This window comes from Amycolatopsis sp. TRM77291, assembly GCF_054166285.1.
In genome coordinates, this window is sequence record NZ_JBSZHF010000001.1 from 6776720 (window position 1) to 6794967 (window position 18248).

An 18248-nucleotide genomic window follows, 5' to 3' on the forward strand; every position below is an offset into this window, starting at 1 on the left:
AACAACTTCACCGGTGATCGCTCCGGTCCATATCGGACCCTCGGTGTTGCGGCGATTGTGCCACGGCCGACCGACAAAATCCGGTCTCCGCGACCGAAAGTCGGCCGAGTCGTCACCGGTTTCCCACCCTTTGGAGCAGGTGAAGGCGGCTCCACAAGGGTTTCTGTGTATCCCCTGAGAAAAAGTACCGCCCGGGCGTCCGGCGCGGCGGCCCCTACTGGCCGCCTTGCTGCGGCCTCGCGGCGCCCAGCAGGCTCGTCAGGCGGATGTCCGGGGTCACCACGTCCGGATCCGTCCTGATGTCGATCACGCACGGCCGTTGCCGCACCAGCGCGCTCGCGATGATCGGCTCCAGCTCTTCCCGGTCGTCGACGGTGTACCCGGCGGCGCCGAGCCCGCGTGCCCACGACGCGAAGTCGGTGATGGGGACGGTGACGCCCGAAAGCCGCCCGTGCTTACGCGCCTGATGCACGGCGAGCGGGCCGTGCACTCCGTTCTGGAACACCAGGACGGTCACCGGAACGCGGTAGCGGACGGCGGTCTCGATCTCCTGCCCGGTCATGAGCGCGCCGCCGTCGCCCGCCATCGCGATCACCGTCCGGCGTGGTTCGGCGAGTTTCGCCGCGACCGCCGCGGGGACCGCGTACCCCATGGCCGCGTTGCTCGGGCCGAGCTGGCTGCGCGGCGCGGTGAAACACCAGTAGCGGTGCATGAACTGGGCGAAGTTGCCCGCGTCGCTGGTCACGATCGCGTCCTCGGGCGCGAGTTTGCGCACCGCCCGGATGACGTCGGCGGGGTGGACACGGGTGGCGCCGCTCGTGTCGGGCGGTGTCATGAAGGTGTGCACGGCGGCGTTCGCTGCCGACGCGCGCCGCTGCCGTGGCGAGGCGACATTGCGCAGTTCACGCAGGAAAGGCTCGACCTCGGAGTCGACCCGGAACGTCAGCCCACCGCGGCGGGCGGGCTCGATCCCCGTGCCGACCAGCACCAGCGTCTGCGACGGCGTCGGGTAGCGGAAGGACTGGGTGGTGACCTCGTCGAGCTGCGTGCCCAGCGCGAGCACGAGGTCCGCGCGCTCCAGCGCGTCGAGCTGCCGCGCGGGGATGCCGATGCCGAGGTGGCCGGCGTAGCGCGCGTGGTTCTCGGGGAAGGCGTCCTGGCGGCGGAACGCGTTGTACACCGGCAACGCGAGCTCGTCGGCGACGGCGATCAGCTCGTCCCGCGCGGCGCGGGCCCGGCCGCCGACGATCACCACCGGGTAGCGGGCCTCGTCGACCAGCTGCGCGACCGCCTCGGCGGTCCGGCCGAGCGCGCCGGTGGCGGGCGGGCGCACGGCGGCCACCGGTTTGGCCGAATCGAACGGGACCCCCCAGAAGTCGGCGGGGACGGCGACGACGGTGGGCCCCGGCCGCCCTTCCCGGCAGCGGGTCAGCGCCTCGACCAGCAGGCCGGGGACCTCGTCCGGCGATTCCGCGCGGCCCGTCCACTTCGAGATCGGCTCGAACATCGCGGTGAGGTCGGCGGTGGGCAGCTCGCTCGTCGGCCCGGGATCCTGCGGCGGGTTCTCCAGGAGGACGACCATCGGGCTCTCGTCCTGGTACGCCGTGGAGACGCCGATCGCGAGGTTCGCCGCGCTCGGGCCGCGGCCGGCCAGCAGCACCGCGGGGTGCTCGGTCAGCTTGCCTTCGGCCTCGGCCATGAAGGCCGCGCCGGAGTCGTGCCTCGCCGAGACGAAGGTGATCGAACGCTCGCGTTGCAGCGCGTCGAGCAGATCCAGGAAGGACTCACCCACCACCGCGTACACGCGGTGGATCTGCGCCTCGGTCAGGATCCGCACGGCCGTCTGGGCGACGGACGCTCCCGGTTGGTATCTAATGAGAAGAGCTTAGGCGGGCGGTGATCGGTGCCGTCAAGCGATCTTCCGATTCCGGCAACCCCGGAGCGGCGGAATGTCCGATATTCGGAACGTGTTCGAGCAAGGGAGCACGAAAACGTGACCTCAGCCACCGCCGGACGTGAAACTGTTTTCACTTACGGGGCGCCGGCCTTGAAGTACGGCACCGGGTCGAGCGACGAGATCGGCTACGACCTCACCCAGTACGGCGCGCGCCGCGTGCTCGTCCTGACCGACGCGGGCGTCGCCGCGACGGGCTGGCCACAACGGATCGCCGAAGGTATCGGGACCTATGGCATCGAAGCCGTCGTCTTCGACGGCGTGCACGTCGAGCCGACCGACGTCAGCATGCGGAAGGCCGTCGACTTCGCCCGCGGGCAGGGCGAGTGGGACGCCTTCGTCGCCGTGGGTGGCGGGTCGGCCATCGACACCGCCAAGGCGGTGAACCTGTTGACCAGCAACGACGGCGACCTGATGGACTACGTCAACGCGCCGGTCGGCGGCGGCCGCGCGCCGAGCGCGCCGCTGAAACCGCTGGTCGCGGTGCCGACCACCACCGGGACGGGTTCGGAGAGCACCACGGTCTGCGTGCTGGACGTGTTGTCACTGCGCGTGAAGAGCGGCATCAGCCATCTCCGGATGCGGCCGAGCCTCGCCGTGGTCGACCCGCGGCTGACGGTCTCGCAGCCGCCGGAGGTGACCGCCGCGAGCGGGATGGACATCCTCTGCCACGCCGCGGAGAGCTACACGGCCAAGCCGTACACCGAGTTCGACCGGAAGCGCCCGGAGGACCGGGTCCCTTACTGTGGCTCGAATCCGCTGGCCGACATGTTCGCCGAGCAGTCGCTGCGGCTGCTGTCGTGGGCGCTGCCCGCCGCCGTGCGGGACGGCTCCGACATGAAGGCGCGCGAGGCGATGGCGCTCGCGGCGACGTTCGCCGGGCTCGGCTTCGGCAACGCCGGCGTGCATATCCCGCACGCCAACGCGTATCCGATCGCCGGGCAGGTCCGGGACTTCCATCCGTCCGGGTATCCGGGCGACGAAGCGATGGTGCCGCACGGGATGGCCGTCTCGCTGACGGCGCCGGCGGCGTTCCGGTTCACCTTCGACGCCGCGCCGGACCGGCACATCCGGGTGGCCCGGCTGCTCGCGCCGGACTACGAATGGCCGGGCGATCTGCGGGAGCACCTGCCCGCGGTGCTGGGGCAGATCATGCGGGAGATCGGGATCCCCAACGGGATCGGCGCCGTCGGATACAGCGAGTCCGATGTGGACTCACTGGTTTCCGGCACGGTGAAACAACAACGGCTGCTGGCGACGGCGCCGCGCGAGGCGTCCGAAGCGGATCTCGCCGTCATCCTGCGGGAATCGGTGACGCTGTGGTGAACGCCGAGTACCCGCACTGGCAGACGGTTCCGTTGCGGTGGAAGGACAACGACGTCTACGGGCACGTCAACAACGTCGTCCACTACTCGGTGATGGACACCGTGATCAACACGTGGCTGATCGAACGCGGCGGCCTGGACATCGAGACCGGTGAGGTCATCGGGTTGTGCGTGGAATCGCAGTGCAAGTACCACGCTTCGGTGTCGTTCCCGGGGGAACTCGAGGTCGGCCTGCGGGTCGGCCACCTCGGCCGGTCCAGCGTCCGCTACGAGGTCGGGATGTACTCGAAGGAGACGGTGATCGCGGAAGGCCATTTCGTGCACGTCTTCGTCGATCGCGAGTCCAGGCGGCCGGTTCCCGTCGAAGGTCTACTCCGGAGCGCGCTGGAAGAACTGCGCACTGGGCTGGGGTAGCCGCGGCGACCACGCGTGCATGAGCTGGGCGTAGCGCGTGGACCGGTCCATGAGTTCGAGATGGGTGCCGAGGGCGGTCTCCTTGCCGTCCATCACCAGGACCCGGTCCGCGCGCAACGCCGACGACAGCCGGTGCGCGATCACCACCAGCACCCCGCCCCGCTCGGCGAACGCCCGTTCCGCGCGGGCTTCGGCGGGCGGGTCGAGGTGCGACGTCGCCTCGTCGAGGATGACGACGCCCGCTTCGCTCGCGTAGACGCGCGCGAGCGCGATCAGCTGCGCCTCTCCGGCGGACAGCGTGCCGTGCCCGATCTCGCCGTCGAGCCCGCCCAGCCGCGTGACCAGCGGTTCCGCCCCGACGGCCGCCACCGCCGCCAGGAGTTCGCGGTCCATCGCGGTCTGCGCGAACAGGCCGACGTTGTCCCGCACCGACCCCGCGAAGACGTAGGCCTCCTGCGGGATCAGCGCGATCATCCGGTGCCGCAGCGCCGACGGCACCTCCCGGACCGGCACGCCGCCGAGCAGCACCCGGCCACCCTGCGGTTCGAGCATGCCGGTCAGGAGACCGGCCAAGGTCGACTTGCCGATACCGCTCGGCCCCACGACCGCGAGCCGTTCGCCGGGCCGCAGGTGCAGGTCGAGCCCACGCACCACCGGCTGCGCCGCCGCGCCCCAGCTGAAGGTCAGGTCGCGCACGTAGATCGCGGTCCCGTCGGGTTCGGCCGTGCCGTCGGGTTCCGGTTCGGCCTGCGCGGTCTCCGCCAGCCGCCGCAGCGCGACGATCAACCGCAGCACCACGGTGCTCGCGGTCGCGGCCAGCCCGCGCAACGCCGGCTGCATCGTCGTCGCGAGGTAGACGAGCGCGCCGAGCGCGGCGCCGGCGGTGAGCACCCCGTCCCTGACCATGCCCGGCGCCACCAGCAACGCCAGGAGCAGCGGCACGAACCCGCCGGTCGCGATCACCACCGTCCTGGCCGCCCCGGACCGCGCCACCCGCACGGCCGCCGCGGCCTGCGTGTCGATGGCGTCGTAGAGCTCCAGTGCGGCAAGCGGTTCCGCGCCGCAGGCGACGACGTCGCGCATCCCGGACAGCGACGCGCCCGCGACCTCGGCGGTCCGCTCGTCGGCCAGCGCCAGCGCGCGCTGACGGCGAGCGAGTGACGGGAGCAGGCAGGCGAACACCGCGACCGCGACCACCACCGGGATCGCGACGATCAGCGCGAGCGAACCGGCGACGGTGAACAGCCCGGCCAGCGCCGCCACCGTCGTCACGATCATCCCGCGCGCTTGCACCAGCAGCCCTGCCGTGGCGTCGCGGACGACTTCGACGTGCTGGGTGATGCGGGCGACGCCGCTGGCGTCCGGCTGGTTCCGCGGCGGCGCGGGGTCGTGCAGGACCCCGCGGACGACGGCCGTCACCAGCGCGTCGCGCAGCGGCTCGACGACCTTGCCGAGCTGATGCCACACCAGCCGTGAACCGAACGCGCCGATCACGGCGACCAGCCCGAAGATCGCGAGCCAACGCAGTCCGGTGCCTGGCCGACCCGCGGCAAACCCCTCGTCAACCGCGAGTTCGACCAGGCGACCGGACAAGAACGCGGGCGCGCTTTCCAATACGGAGCAGGCCAGCAGGACCAGCCCGCCGCGCCACTGCCCGGCCAGCGCCGAGCGGTAGAGCCCCCAGACGCTCATTGCGCGCCCTCGGTGAAAACCGCCTGATAAGCCGGATCCCGCCACAGCTCGTCGTGCGCGCCGACCGCGCGGACGCGGCCGTCTTCCAGCCACACCACCGTGTCCGCCCGCGACGCGGTGGCCGCGCGATGCGTCACCACCACCCGGGTCCGGCCGGGGAGCGTGCGTTCGATCGCCTCTTCGACCGCGGCTTCGGTGACCGTGTCGAGGCTGGCGGTGGCGTCGTCGAGGATGAGCACCCGCGGCGCGTGCGCGATCGCGCGCGCCAGCCCGATCCGCTGCGCCTCCCCGCCGGACAGCGGTGTCTCCGAAAGCGGCGTCCGGTAGCCGTCCGCCAGCCGGACGATCAGGTCGTCGACCTGGGCGGACCGGCAGGCGGCGCGCACGGCGGCCTCGCCTGCCCACGAGCCGTAGCCGACGGCGTCACCGATGGTCGCCCCGAGCAGCGCGGGCCGTTCGAAGGCGAACCCGACCACCGCGCGGAGCTCGTTCGGCCGCAGCCGCTCCAGCGGGCGGCCGTCGAGCAACGCCGCTCCTTCGTCCGGGCTGAGCAGTCCGCCGAGGACGTTGACCAGCGCGGACTTCCCCGCCCCGGAGCGCCCGACGACCGCGGTGAACCGGCCGCCCGGCACGAGCAGGTCGACGTCGGCCAACGCGCCTTCGACGGTGACGCCGCGCAGTTCGAGCGTGCCCCGGCCGGGGACGACACCGAGGTCGCCCGGTTCGGGGACCGGCGAGTCCAGCACCTCGTTGATCCGCCGCGCGCACGACCGCGCGCGGGAAAGTGTGGTGAGCAACGGTATCTGGGTGATCAGCCCCATGCCAAGCGCGACGTAGCCGAGCGCCGCGAGGACCTGGCCGACGGTCAGCCTGCCTTCCAGCACACCGAAACCGGCGGCGGCGAGCACCGCGATTTCCACCGCGGGCAACAGCAGCCCGGAGCGCCACACCATCCTGGCCTGCGTCCGCCACATCCCGCGGCCGGCGAGGCTCATTTTCGGCAGGGGCCGCAGCACCCGTTCGGCCTCGCGGTCGGCGGTGCCCGACGCGGCGATCGTGCGGAGGCCGGCGACCGCGTCGACCATCCTGGCCGCGAGTTCGCCGGACACCTCTTGATAGGTCAGGACGTCGTCGGCGGTGTTCCTCAGATGGGTGCGCGCGAGCATCAGGGCGAACGGGATGCTGCCGAGGAAGACGAGCGCGAGCCGCCAGTCCATCAGCGCGAGCAGGACGACCGCTCCGCCGGAGATCAGGGTGGTCGACCCGAGCTGGACGACGACCGAGGCGACCATGCCCGCTCCGGTGCAGTCACCGGTGAGCCTGCTGATCGCGTCGCCGTCGGCGAAGGCCGATCGGGTGCCGAGTGCGAGATAACGGTCGGCGAGTTTCCGGCGCAGCCAGGCGGTCGCGGCCGCGGTCATCCGGGCGGTGAGGATGCCGCCGATCAGGCCGACGGCGATTTCGGTGACACCGAGGACGATCAGCCAGGAGACCTCGGGAAGGCTGGGCCGCCCGGCCACCACGGCGTCCACCGCGGCGGCGAGCGCGCCGGGCAGCAGCAGTCCCGCCGCCGTCCCGGCGAGCGCGCTGAGGATCAGCCCGATCAGGCGGGGGCGATCGAGCAGGGTCACGGTGACCAGCAGACGATCGGCGGAACCCGCCATCCCACTCCTTACAACGTGATCCCAACGAGACGAACCGGAAGGCAGAATAAAGGCGCGGGAGCGGCGCACTTGGCCTGTGCCGCTCCCGCGCCGTCAGTGCTCAGCCGTGACTCAGTGGCAGGTCAGCAGGCTGACGGTGCTGTTGGCGCAGGAGGCCAGCAGGCTGAGGTTGCTCGCGCCGCCGTGGCTGCCACCGCCGCCGCCTTCGAGGACCTCGGGGGTTTCCAGAGCCTGCAGGTCGAGAACCAGTTCCATGGTGTTCCCTTTCACTAGTTATCTCTTGGTCCGCCGTCCTCACTGGACAGCAGTTCGGGAGGACAGGAAGGGCAGCGCGGCCTTCCCGTCCAGGGTGGCGGCCAGTGCGAGCAGGACGCCCGCGCCGCCGGTGACGACGTCCATCGACAGCCGCAGCAGCTGGTTGCCGGGGAACGCCAGGCCGCCCTTGTACGGCACCGCGTACCAGGCGAGCCGGGAAAGATGCAGGTCGATGGCGTCGCGGACCCGCTGGTCCGGTTCGGCGCCCATGGCCAGCGCGGTCATCAGCCCACCTCGGCCGAACAGCAGACCCGGATGGATGACGAACTCGCCGCGGCACGCTTCACGCAGGCCGGGAAGGCTCTTCAACGCCTTCGCGTCGGGACGGTGCTTCGCCAGTTCCTCGGCGACCATGAGGATCCCGGCGCTGCCGACACCCACGTAGGGCAACGTCCGGGTCTCGCCGTCGCGGACCTGCAGCGAGCCGTCGTCGGACTCGACGCACTCCTCGATGTCCCGCTCCAGCGCCTGGTCGGCGAAGGACAACCAGCCCTCTTCGCGGGTGCGCTCGAACAGCCGCACGAACAGCAGCGCCGGACCGGACCAGCCGTTGAGCAGCCCGGCCCTGCCGAAGTCGCCGGGCGGGGCGGCGGTTTCGAGCGCTTCGGCGAGCCGGACGGCGGTGGCGAGCGCCTGCCTGCCGAACTCGTTGTCCTTGCGGGCCACCGCGAAGTGCAGCTGGGTGAGCCCGATACCGGACAGGCCGCCTTCCAGGCCGTGGTCGGTGGTCTGCTCGACCAGCGTCGCCGACGCCGACAGCAGTTTGGTGGCCTCGTCCCGGTACCCGAGTTCTTCGAGGACGTACGCGATCCCGTACGAGCCGTCGTAGAACCCCGGACGTCCCGGGGGTTCGCGGCGGATCGAGTCCAGCAGCCAGCGCTCGTGCTCCCGGTGACGCTCGCCGCTGGTCGTTTTCAGTGCGTAGAGGACGCCGGCCGCGCCGTAGCCGAAGCACGCTCCGCCGACGCGGAACTGCTCGATGTCGCCGGGGAAGAGCCGGTCGGTGCGCTCGGGGGTCGCGCTGGCGAGGATCGCCTCGGTGATCTGCTTGCGCACCAGCGCCCAGTCCGGCTTGTCCTGGTCCAGCTCGGTCGCGCTCGCCAGCGGCGGCACGTCCCGGGGCGCGAGCTCGGCGACGATCGAGTCGGCGTAGCCCTCCGGCACGTCGAAACGCTGCTGGACGAAGTCCGCGAGCCCGCGCAGCTTCGCCGGGGCGAGTTCGAGGAGCGTGGTGAGCGGCAGGAAGATCCACAGTTTCAGGACGGCGAGCGCGTACTCGTCGACCTCGAAGCCGTTCCGGTCCCGCGGGGCGCGGAAACCGGGCGCGCCGAGGGCGGGCCGTTTGCCGCTTTCGACGTCGGCCGCCATCTCGAAGTCGATCAGGGAGACCGTGTCTTCGGTGCCTTCGGTGCCTTCGTCGACCAGGATGTTCAGCGAGTGCAGGTCGCCGAAGACGATCCCGCGGCCGTGCACCTCGCCGACCATCGCCTCCACCCGCCGGACCAGCGCCAGCGCGCGTTCGGTGTACGCGGCGATGTCGGCCTCGGTGGTATCGCGCCTGGTGAGCGGGTAGTTGCGGGCGAGCCAGTTGCCCAGCGAGACGCCGGGCATGAACTCCATCGCCAGGAAGTGGTGCTCCCAGACGGTGAAGCGGTCGTAGGTGGCGGGGATGCCGTCGATGCCCTTCAACCGCTCCAGCACCTCGTGCTCACGGCGGAGGCGTTCGACGGCGTCGACCTCGTCGCGGTCGAGGCCGGCGAACGGCCGCGCCTCCTTGAGGACCACCCGTTCGCCGTCGGTCTTCCGGTCGGCGAGGTACACGCCGCCGCCGTTGGAGAAGTGCAGCGAGCTCTTCACCTGATAGGGGAACTGATCCGCGCCGCCGCTCTTGCGAGCTGCGAGATGAGGCGCGAGGAACTCCGGAATCGTCACCCAGTCGGGGACGGAGAAGGTCGGCTCGCGTTTGTCCGGGACCAGCGTCCCGTCCGGTTTGCGCACCGCGAGGACCCGCTTGCCGTCGAGTTCGACCCATTGCTCGGCGAATCCGCCGTAGCGGACGTAGAGCGGCCCGGCACCATACCGAAGATCACTGAGAATGTAAGCCCCCGGCTCACCGTCGAGCTTCGCCGACAACTCGGTGAGAACGCGCTCGAGCTCGTTGTTGTCAGCTGGATAAAGAGTCAGTAACTTACCGCTCCCATCACGCGGAGCGTATTTCGAATTCCTCGCGAGGAGGGTGCTCCGCGAGCGGAGATGCTTGTAGGACACGTCGTGCTCGACACAATGCTCGTGCACCTTCACGAGCACCCGCTCGGCGTTGCCCAAAACTGCCGAAACGTGGATTTTCCAGCCCTGCAAGGGAAGGTTTCGAGCAACAGGGTGCAACAGCCGCCACACTCCGCGCACTCCGGTGCGCCAGCCCGCTTCGGGAGCGGGAAGCAGGGAGGCGAAATCGTCGGCGGCGTCCCCGGTTTCCCGCTGCTCATCGAAGAACAGTGGATCGGCGAAGCAATACGCTTCGTACCGGACGTCCATCGAGCGCCCCCTCCTTGGCACCAATCGGATGGGCCATGTGCACCATCGCGATGGAGAATATTCCACCCGCCGGACCCCCTATGGCCAATCCGCCATATCGGGGGTTCGGATGGGCTGTTCAGGGACGTGAATTCGAAATCTACCGAATGGTAGGGGTACCCAGCGTGAGATCAACTCGTATTTCAACCACCCGGTCGGTGTGTAACAGGAACGAACCGGCGAGGTAATCCCTGGTCCAGGTGGCCAACGCAAAAACGCGCGACCGAATTGGCGGTGCGCCAACCGGGCGCGCTTCGTGATCTATTCACCCGAGGTCTGGACCAGTGCGCTGCCGTGGCGCCCGCCACGCACCCTGCCGGTCGCCCGTCGGCGGTGATCCGCCCGGAGGTACGTTGTCGCCGGTGGAGCAGGTAAGGAGGCCGACGTGATCACAGGCTTCGCGGTGACCGTCGCGATCTGCGCGACGCTGGTCGCGGCGTGGAGTTTCGTCCAGGCCGCACGCAAGAAACTGCCCGACAACGCCCTGCTCGCCGGCCTCGCCGTGGTCGAACTCCTGCTGGTGGCCCAGCTCGTGATCGGGGTCGTGCTGCTGATCGGCGGCGGCAACCCCGGCAGCATGGCCACCTATCTCGCCTACCTGATCGGCTGCCTCGTCGTGCTCCCGCTCGGGACGGTCTGGGCACTGGCCGAGCGCACCCGGTCGAGCACCGTGATCCTCGGCATCGCCTGTCTCGCGATCCCGGTGATGGTCCTGCGGCTGCACGAGGTCTGGGCGGGCGCCAGTGCGTGAGGAAACCGAGGAGAAGACGGTGGACAAGGCCTCCGGCCCGGGACGGATCCTGGTCGCCGTGTACGCGATCTTCGCACTGGCGGCGACCTCACGCGCCGCCGTGCAGATCAGCACCAAGTTCCACGAAGCGCCGCTGGCCTACGCCCTCTCCGCGTTCGCGGCCGTCGTCTATCTCCTGGCCACCGTCGCGCTGGCCCGCCGCGGCGCGGGCTGGTGGCGGATCGCGCTGGTCGCCTGCGCCGTCGAACTGCTCGGCGTGCTGATCATCGGCACCTTCAGCCTCTTCGACCGCGAGGCCTTCCCGCACGCCACCGTGTGGTCGGTCTACGGGCAGGGATACCTCTTCATCCCGCTGGTGCTCCCGGTGATCGGGTTGTACTGGTTGCGGCGGACGAAGCCCTGACACGGAACTCGCGTGATCAGAGGCGTATCTCGCGTGATTGAAGGCGTAACTCGTGTGTTCCGCCTCTGATCACGCGAGTTACGGCTCCAATCACGCGAGATACGCCTTCCATCACGAGTCGAAACAGCCCTTTTCGTTCAGCGGCCCGAACGTGGGCAGGACCAGCCCGCACAGGTAGCCGTCGATCCAGCGCCCGTTGCCCGCGACGTTGGTGAGCACCCGGATCGCCGGTGCGAACGCCGCGATCCCCTTGGCCAGCGAATCCTGATTGCGCTGGAGCATCGACGTCAGCCGGTCGAGTTGTTCGAGCACTGGGCCGAGCTGGCCGTCGTTGTCGGCGATGATGCCGTCGAGCGCGGTCGCGAGCCGTTTCGATCCGTCGAGCAGATCCTTGATCGCCTGCTGCCGGGTGGAGATCGCGCGCAGCAGCGCGTCGCCGTCCTGGATCAGCCGCTGGACCTCGGTGTCGCGGTCGACGAGGGTCTGCGACACCTGCCGGGTGTTCGCGAGCAGCGTCCGGAGCTGCCGGTCGCGGGAGGCGATGGTGCCGGAGAGCTTTGAGATCCCGTCCAGCGCCGAGCGGACGTCGGCGGGCGTATCGGCGAAGGTCGCCGAAATCGTGTCGAAGCTTTTCGCGAGCTGGCCGACATCGATGGCGTCGACGGTTTTCGACAAATCCCGAAACGCTTCAAGAACGTCATACGGCGCGGTGGTCCGACGCAGCGGAATGGGATCTCCGGGATCGAGGACCGCTTCGCCGTGCGGATCGAGCGCCAAGTACTTCTGCCCCAGCACGTTCTTGATCCGAATGGACGCGCTCGTGGCGTCACCGACCCAGGCGTCCTTCACCCGGAAGGACACGAGCACGCGGTCGCCTTCGAGGTCGATCTCGGACACCTTGCCGACCTTGACCCCGGCGATCCGGACGTCGTTGTCCGCGCGCAGCCCGCCCGCGTCGGAGAATTCGGCGGAATAGGTGGTGCCGCCGCCGATCACCGGCAGCGCGTCGGCGTTGAGCGCCGCCGCCATCCCGAGGGCCATCGTGGTGAGCCCGGCGAGCGCGAGCTTGATCGGATCCACCGCGCCGAAGGACCTCATCGTCTCACCTCGCAGGTCACAAGCGGCAAAGCTTAAGGGCCGCTCACGCCCATCGCCAGGCGAAACGTTGCACCGATCGGGTGGCAACGTCTGTCCATTGTGGACTTTAATCGAGCCGGACCTCGTAATGGAGCGTTTTGTACTTCTTCAGCCGGTGTACAAGCGGAACGAAGAACCCGTGCAGGAGCCGATGCTTCCCGGCCAGGAGGGCGGCCGCGTGCCGAGCCTCCTCACCTTCGAGCAGACGGGCCCGCCCGCGCACCGGCTCTCCGGTCGGAGTGCCGCGAAACGTCGACGGGGCGATTTCGATCCGCGGATCGTTTCCCAAGCGCTTGGCCTTCCACGCCGCGTCATACGTACGGATGTACGCGTGATCCCCTTCGACGGCGATGTTGACCGGCGTCCCGATGGGCGTCCCGTCCCGCTTGAAAGTCTTCAGCAGGATCGTCTTCTGGTCCGTGAACCTGGCGAGTTTCGTGGTCATAGTCCTGTGACGAGACCGCCGCGCGAAACGTGACGGCTAGCGCCAGAGCCCGTCCGCCGTCCCGCGCGCGACATGCTCCTCGTAGATCTCGACCTTCCGGCTGATCAACTCCAGGCAATCGGCCAGTTCGGCGATCCGGTTCCGGACGGTCTTCTGATGGTCCCGCAGCAGCTCCAGCCGCTTTTCCTCGTTTCCCGGCCCCTGCCGGACGAGGCCGGCGAATTCGCGGATGGTGGCGAGCGGCATCCCGGACGCCCGGAACTTCGTGCAGTTCACCAGCCAATCGACGTCCTGCTCGGTGTACACGCGGCGGCCGCCCGCGTCCCGTTTCACCGGCGCCGCGAGCAGCCCTTCCTTCTCGTAGAAGCGAAGCGCGTGCACGCTGAGGCCCGTCCGGGCGGTGACCTGGCCGATCGCGAGTTCCGTCACCACACCGACGATAGCGGTGTTGACCTAGAGCGCCCTCTAGCTCCTAGCGTCCGCCCCATGACCAACGCACAACACAAGATCGGCTCCGGTTTCGGCGCGCGCAGCACCGCCGCGGAAGTACTGGACGGGATCGACCTCTCCGGCAAGCTCGCCGTCGTCACCGGCGGCTATTCGGGGCTGGGCCTGGAAACCACGCGCGCGCTGGCGGACGCGGGCGCGCACGTGGTCGTCCCCGCGCGCCGCCCGGCCGACGCCGAGACGGCGCTCGCCGGGATCTCCGGCACCGAGGTCGGCGAGCTCGACCTCGCCGATCTGGCGAGCGTCGAGGGCTTCGCTCGCCGGTTCCTCGCCACCGACCGGCCGGTCGACCTGCTGATCGCGAACGCCGGGATCATGGCCGCGCCCGAGCGGCGGGCCGGTCCCGGCTGGGAGTCGCATTTCGCGATCTGCCACCTCGGCCACCACGCCCTGGTGAGCCGGCTCTGGCCCGCGCTGAAGGCGGCAGGCGGTGCCCGCGTCGTCTCGGTGTCCTCCGCCGGTCACCATTCCTCGCCGATGCGCTGGGACGACGTCCAGTTCGAGCGCGGCTACGACCGCTGGCTCGCGTACGGTCAGGCCAAGACCGCCAACGCGCTGTTCGCGGTGTGGCTGGACACGCTCGGCGCCGAACACGGGATCCGCGCGTTCAGCCTGCATCCGGGCGCCATCCTCACTCCCCTGCAGCGGCATCTGCGGCCGGAGGAGATGGTCGAGCGCGGCTGGATCGACGAGCACGGGAACCAGGCCGACCCGGACTTCAAAACGCCGGAGCAGGGCGCGGCCACCCAGGTCTGGGCGGCGACGTCACCGATGCTCGACGGGATGGGCGGGCTCTACTGCGAGGATTGCGACGTCGCCGAGCTCGCCCCCGAAGAGGGCGAGTGGGTCGGCGTGCGCCCGTACGCGATCGATCCCGGCGAGGCCGCGCGACTCTGGAAGCTCTCCGAGAACCTCACCGGGACCGTCCTCGCCTAGTTCCAGAACTTGATCTCGGGGTTGCCCGGCACCGGCCCGTCCAGCAGCGGCTGATGCCCGCCGCGCAGGTTCTTGTCGAAGAACGCGGACACGTACGCCCTGGTCAGCGCCATTCCTCGCTCGCCGCCGAGCAGCTCGGGCTTGCCGAGCCCGAGCTGTTCACCGAGGACGCCGACGTCGGTGAAGGACGCGTGCCCGGCCGCCGCGACGCTGATCCAGCGCTTCCAGCCGGTGAGGTTCGGCCAGCTGCCCGCCCACGTCGTGTCCGGGCCGGCCGGGGTGTACTCGCTTTCGCGGCCGAGCAACAGGAACGGCCGGTCGATCCCGGACGCGGGGATCGGCGACCACAGCCTGCCGTCCAGGTCGGCACCCGCGCGGATCCGGGGGTCGTCGACCATCGCGGCCGGTGTGCTGTATCCGCCGATGGAATGCCCCGCCATCCCGATACGCGTCCGGTCGATCAGCCGGGACCAGGGCGACGAAGGCCTGGTCAGCGTGTCGAGGACGAACGAGACGTCCGCGGAACGGACCGGCGGAATGAGTGTCGAGTCGGATCCGCACGCGGCGCATTCGGTGACGCGCCCGTCGGGGAAGGCGGTGCCGTGGGACTCGTGGTTGTGGCCGATCAGCGCGACGACGAACCCCTTGCTCGCCAGCTCTTCCGCGAGCCCGGTGAGCGTCGTGCGCGGTTTGCCGAATCCCGGCGACAGGACGACGAGCGCGCGCTTCCCCGGCAGGCGCGGGGCGTCGACCCTGGCGCCGGTCCGGAGCCCGGCGAGCAGGCCGGGGTCGACGTCGGGGAGGCCCGATTCGGTCAGGAACACCTTGGCCTCGGCCAAGGTGAGGTACGGCCGTTTCGGGCCGATCGGCGCCGGCGCGGGGTAGAACATCGACACCATCAGCTCGCGCGGCCCGGACGGCACCCAAGGGTCCTGGCGCGAGCTGTCGACGAGGTGGAGGTCGGTGGAGCCGACGGGATACGAGCCGGTCGGCGGCGGCAGCGTCAGGCGCGGGGCCGCGGTGGTGGGGCTCGCCAACGACACCATGCCGGCGAGGGCGGCCAGCGCGACGAGAAGCCTTCTCATGAGGTTTCCGTTTCTGTCGAGGATCTTCCTGCGACCAGGCTGGAGCCCGGCGGCGTGTTCGCGCGTCTGCCGCAGGTCGTATCCCGAGGTCTGCCGCGAGAGGGATTCGCGCCGCCCGGCCCGGGATTACGCTCGGCTGGTGCTGTCCATCCTCAGAAGTCACCCGAAGGCCGTGGACCTCGGGCTGACCGTGTTCGTCGGACTGTCCACTGTGGTCTCGGCCGACGACCCGGAGGGCTTCGAGTGGTGGCTGACCTCCTTGGTGGCCTTGGCTTCCCTACTCGTCCGGCACCGGAATCCCACGATCACTTTCGCGGCCGGGGGCACCGTCTCGCTGCTGCATCTGGTCATGGGCAACGACCTCAGGCCCGTCGACGTCGTGGCGTTGATCGGCCTCTTCTCCGTCGCGGCCTGGGGGTCGCGACGACGTTCCGTCGCTTTGCTGGCGGCCGGCCTGGTGATCGCCGGGGCGTGGTCGTTCCATGCCGCCGAATCGAATTCGCGGCAGCCTGCTCCGGCGCTGCCGCGCATCATCGTCATCGATCCGCTGGCGCCTCCCGCACCCGACGACGACGATCAGGTACAGGACTGGGGCGGTTTCCCCGCCATCGGCCTCTCGCTCGCGGTGGCGTGGCTCGCCGGGCTGAACACGCGGCAGCGCCGGATCCGCCTGTCGGTGCTGGAACAGCGGGCCGCCGACCTCGAACGCGAGCGCGACACCCAGGCCGCGCTGGCCGTGGCCGCCGAACGCGGCCGCATCAGCCGCGAACTGCACGACGTCGTCGCGCACGCGCTTTCCGTGGTGGTCTTGCAGGCGCAGGGCGCGCAAGCGGAGCTGGAACGGCGACCCGAGCGGTCGCGGGAGGCACTGGACGCCATCGTCGACACCGGGCGCACCGCGTTGAGCGAGATCCGGCGGCTGCTCGGCGCGCTCGGCCAGGACGAGCCGGACTGGGAGCCCCGGCCCGGTGCGGAACGCCTGCCGCGGCTGGCCGCCGACATCCGGTCGGCGGGCACGCCGGTCGAGTTCCGTGTCGAAGGGGAACCCCGGCCCCTTCCGTCCACAGTGGACCTGGCGGCCTACCGGATCGTGCAGGAGGCGCTGACGAACGTGCTGAAACACGCCGGTCCGGACGCGTCGGTGACTATCGTGATGCGCTATGGCCCCGGCACGCTGGAGATCGAGGTGACGGACGACGGCGTCGCGGCCGAACCGCCGTCCGGCACCGGGCACGGCCTCGAAGGGATGCGGGAACGGGTGAACGTACTGGGCGGCACCTTCGACGCGGGACCGCGGCCGGAGCGCGGCTTCGCCGTCCGCGCGACCCTGCCGTCATGACGATCCGGGTGGTCATCGCCGACGACCAGGCGCTCGTGCGCACCGGACTGCGGATGATCCTGGACAACGCGGACGACATCGACGTCGTCGGCGAGGCGGGCGACGGCGCGGAGGCCGTCGCCCTGGTGGCGGACCTCGATCCCGACGTCGTGCTCATGGACATCCGGATGCCGGAGATGGACGGCGTCGAGGCCACCGCCGCGATCGCCGCGGCCCATCGCGCCCGCGTCCTGGTGCTGACCACGTTCGACCTGGACGAATACGTCTACGCCGCGCTTCATGCGGGGGCCAGCGGCTTCCTGCTCAAGGACGCGCTGGCGCCGGATCTGCTCGCCGGTGTCCGGGTGGTCGCCTCCGGCGAGGCGACCCTCGCGCCCACCGTCACCCGGCGGCTGCTCGACCGGGTCGTCACCGGCCTGCCCGCGTCGCCGCCGGACGACCGGCTCGCCCTGCTCACCGGCCGCGAACACGAGGTGCTCCAGCAGCTGGCCCGAGGCCTGTCCAACGCCGAGATCGCCGAGCTGCTGTTCCTCTCGCCTGGCACGGTGAAGACCCACGTCGGCCGCATCCTCACGAAGCTCGGCCTTCGCGACCGCGTCCAGGCCGTCGTCTTCGCCTACGAATCCGGGATGATCAGCCGCTGATCGCGGCGGGCGTGCGCCAGTGCTTGCCGCGCCGGGGCCGCCGGTGCTGGCCACGCCTGCCGAGGTCGGCGAGGCTGTCCACGGGACGCGCGGCGAACTCTTCGGCGGTGATGCCCATCCGCACGAGGTACTTGATCTCGCCGCGCACCACCTCGGTGTCGCGCAGCCTGCCTTCCTCGCGGAAGCCGAGACCGCCGTGCAGCGAAAGCGACGCCAGGTTGCCGCCGTACACGGTGACCTCGCATTTGCGGAAGCCGCGTTGCCCGAACATATGCGCCAGGAGCACGGTGATGGCGTCCGTGGCGTACCCGCAGCGCTGGTGGCGCGGGGCGATCCCGATGCCGTAGCCGAACCGGCCGGTCACCGGGTCGGCGCCGATGGTGCAGACCGACCCGACCAGCATCCGGCCGCGGACCGTCTCGATGCCGAAGTGGATGTCGTCGCCGGAGGACCCCGAGCGGTGCGAGGCCCAGTGCCGGTGCCCGCCGCCGATCAGCGGCGTCGCCTCGCGGGCCATGTCACGGTCGAAGCCCATCAGGACCCGGCGATCCCCCAGCCCGACCTCGCGCAACCGCACCTTCCGCCCGACCTGCTCCGGCTCCAGGGCGGAGCGGCTCACCGCGTCCGGCCGCACGGGTGCTCACGAACGATCACAAGCATGCATCGACGATATCGGGTCCCGAAACGCCCGAAGGCCCCCACCCGGTACGGATGGAGGCCTTCGGCGTGAAGAAAGTCAGATGGCGACGACGCGCTGGGCCTGCGGGCCCTTCTGACCTTGGCCGATCTCGAACTCGACGCGCTGCCCTTCGTCCAGGGACTTGAAACCGCTGCCCTGGATCTCCGAGTAGTGCACGAAAACGTCCGGTCCGCCGTCGTCCTGAGCGATGAAGCCGAAGCCCTTTTCGCCGTTGAACCACTTAACGCTGCCCTGAGCCATACTTTTTCTACCTGCTCTTCATAGCGAGTCTGAGCTCATTCGATGCCCCGATCTCGTGGACCATTCTCGCAGGTCTTGCCCGGTAACACACGTCGCCGTCTCAAATTCGTGCAGATCGCCAGG

General features: G+C 70.1%; 18 protein-coding genes. 7 read left to right on the plus strand and 11 right to left on the minus strand.

Annotated features, from left to right (window positions below; translation table 11 throughout):
• Positions 1–214: 214 nt before the first annotated feature.
• Complete coding sequence (locus ACXIZN_RS31510; RefSeq protein ID WP_267284133.1) at positions 215–1876, minus strand: thiamine pyrophosphate-binding protein; 1662 nt, start codon at positions 1874–1876, stop codon at positions 215–217.
• A 171-nt stretch (positions 1877–2047) separates the two neighbouring features.
• Here ACXIZN_RS31510 and ACXIZN_RS31515 point away from each other — a divergent pair, with 171 nt between their 5' ends.
• Entirely contained in the window at positions 2048–3280 is a 1233-nt protein-coding gene (locus ACXIZN_RS31515; RefSeq protein WP_457958711.1) for a hydroxyacid-oxoacid transhydrogenase, read from the plus strand.
• On the plus strand, positions 3274–3693 hold the full coding sequence (locus tag ACXIZN_RS31520; RefSeq protein ID WP_081975695.1) for an acyl-CoA thioesterase: 420 nt from the start codon (positions 3274–3276) through the stop codon (positions 3691–3693). Before ACXIZN_RS31515 ends, ACXIZN_RS31520 begins: the two co-directional genes overlap by 7 nt.
• Here ACXIZN_RS31520 and ACXIZN_RS31525 read toward each other — a convergent pair.
• The 4 genes from ACXIZN_RS31525 to lanKC all read right to left on the minus strand — a co-directional run bounded on the left by ACXIZN_RS31525 (position 3649) and on the right by lanKC (position 9899).
• Positions 3649–5385: an ATP-binding cassette domain-containing protein gene (locus ACXIZN_RS31525; RefSeq protein WP_457958712.1), complete on the minus strand. Its 1737-nt coding sequence runs from the start codon at positions 5383–5385 to the stop codon at positions 3649–3651. The two genes, ACXIZN_RS31520 and ACXIZN_RS31525, sit on opposite strands and share 45 nt — an antisense overlap.
• Complete coding sequence (locus ACXIZN_RS31530; protein WP_457958713.1) at positions 5382–7049, minus strand: ABC transporter ATP-binding protein; 1668 nt, start codon at positions 7047–7049, stop codon at positions 5382–5384. The genes ACXIZN_RS31525 and ACXIZN_RS31530 overlap by 4 nt, the downstream gene beginning before the upstream one ends.
• 111 nt (positions 7050–7160) lie before the next feature.
• Complete coding sequence (locus tag ACXIZN_RS31535; RefSeq protein WP_091598068.1) at positions 7161–7304, minus strand: SapB/AmfS family lanthipeptide; 144 nt, start codon at positions 7302–7304, stop codon at positions 7161–7163.
• 39 nt (positions 7305–7343) lie between these two features.
• Positions 7344–9899: a class III lanthionine synthetase LanKC gene (gene lanKC / locus ACXIZN_RS31540; protein WP_457958714.1), complete on the minus strand. Its 2556-nt coding sequence runs from the start codon at positions 9897–9899 to the stop codon at positions 7344–7346.
• A gap of 424 nt (positions 9900–10323) precedes the next feature.
• Here lanKC and ACXIZN_RS31545 point away from each other — a divergent pair, with 424 nt between their 5' ends.
• Both ACXIZN_RS31545 and ACXIZN_RS31550 read left to right on the plus strand, forming a co-directional pair.
• Positions 10324–10689: a hypothetical protein gene (locus ACXIZN_RS31545; RefSeq protein ID WP_457958715.1), complete on the plus strand. Its 366-nt coding sequence runs from the start codon at positions 10324–10326 to the stop codon at positions 10687–10689.
• Positions 10682–11092, plus strand: a complete 411-nt coding sequence (locus ACXIZN_RS31550; RefSeq protein ID WP_457958716.1) for a hypothetical protein — start codon at positions 10682–10684, stop codon at positions 11090–11092. The genes ACXIZN_RS31545 and ACXIZN_RS31550 overlap by 8 nt, the downstream gene beginning before the upstream one ends.
• Positions 11093–11203: 111 nt before the next feature.
• Here ACXIZN_RS31550 and ACXIZN_RS31555 read toward each other — a convergent pair whose 3' ends face one another.
• The 3 genes from ACXIZN_RS31555 to ACXIZN_RS31565 form a co-directional block, all read right to left on the minus strand.
• On the minus strand, positions 11204–12190 hold the full coding sequence (locus ACXIZN_RS31555; RefSeq protein WP_457958717.1) for an MCE family protein: 987 nt from the start codon (positions 12188–12190) through the stop codon (positions 11204–11206).
• A 106-nt stretch (positions 12191–12296) separates the two neighbouring features.
• Entirely contained in the window at positions 12297–12674 is a 378-nt protein-coding gene (locus ACXIZN_RS31560) for a PPOX class F420-dependent oxidoreductase (RefSeq protein WP_457958718.1), read from the minus strand.
• 36 nt (positions 12675–12710) lie between these two features.
• Positions 12711–13103 (minus strand): MerR family transcriptional regulator, encoded by a 393-nt coding sequence (locus ACXIZN_RS31565; RefSeq protein ID WP_457958719.1) that lies wholly within the window; start codon positions 13101–13103, stop codon positions 12711–12713.
• A 57-nt stretch (positions 13104–13160) separates the two neighbouring features.
• On the opposite strand from ACXIZN_RS31565, the gene ACXIZN_RS31570 reads away from it, so the two are divergent.
• Complete coding sequence (locus ACXIZN_RS31570) at positions 13161–14117, plus strand: SDR family NAD(P)-dependent oxidoreductase (RefSeq protein ID WP_457958720.1); 957 nt, start codon at positions 13161–13163, stop codon at positions 14115–14117.
• Here the strand turns inward: ACXIZN_RS31570 and ACXIZN_RS31575 are convergent.
• A complete protein-coding gene (locus ACXIZN_RS31575) occupies positions 14114–15202 on the minus strand; it encodes an alpha/beta hydrolase family protein (RefSeq protein WP_457958721.1) in 1089 nt (362 codons plus the stop codon). The genes ACXIZN_RS31570 and ACXIZN_RS31575 overlap by 4 nt on opposite strands.
• A 139-nt stretch (positions 15203–15341) precedes the next feature.
• Between ACXIZN_RS31575 and ACXIZN_RS31580 the strand changes: the two genes are divergently transcribed.
• Together ACXIZN_RS31580 and ACXIZN_RS31585 are read left to right on the plus strand one after the other, a co-directional pair.
• Positions 15342–16541, plus strand: coding sequence for a sensor histidine kinase (locus ACXIZN_RS31580; RefSeq protein ID WP_457958722.1), 1200 nt, complete (start codon positions 15342–15344; stop codon positions 16539–16541).
• Entirely contained in the window at positions 16538–17185 is a 648-nt protein-coding gene (locus ACXIZN_RS31585) for a response regulator (RefSeq protein WP_457958723.1), read from the plus strand. Before ACXIZN_RS31580 ends, ACXIZN_RS31585 begins: the two co-directional genes overlap by 4 nt.
• On the opposite strand, the gene ACXIZN_RS31590 is transcribed toward ACXIZN_RS31585, so the two are convergent.
• Complete coding sequence (locus ACXIZN_RS31590) at positions 17175–17819, minus strand: GNAT family N-acetyltransferase (protein ID WP_126732325.1); 645 nt, start codon at positions 17817–17819, stop codon at positions 17175–17177. The two genes, ACXIZN_RS31585 and ACXIZN_RS31590, sit on opposite strands and share 11 nt — an antisense overlap.
• A 102-nt stretch (positions 17820–17921) precedes the next feature.
• Entirely contained in the window at positions 17922–18125 is a 204-nt protein-coding gene (locus tag ACXIZN_RS31595; RefSeq protein WP_005149851.1) for a cold-shock protein, read from the minus strand.
• Positions 18126–18248 lie beyond the last annotated feature (123 nt).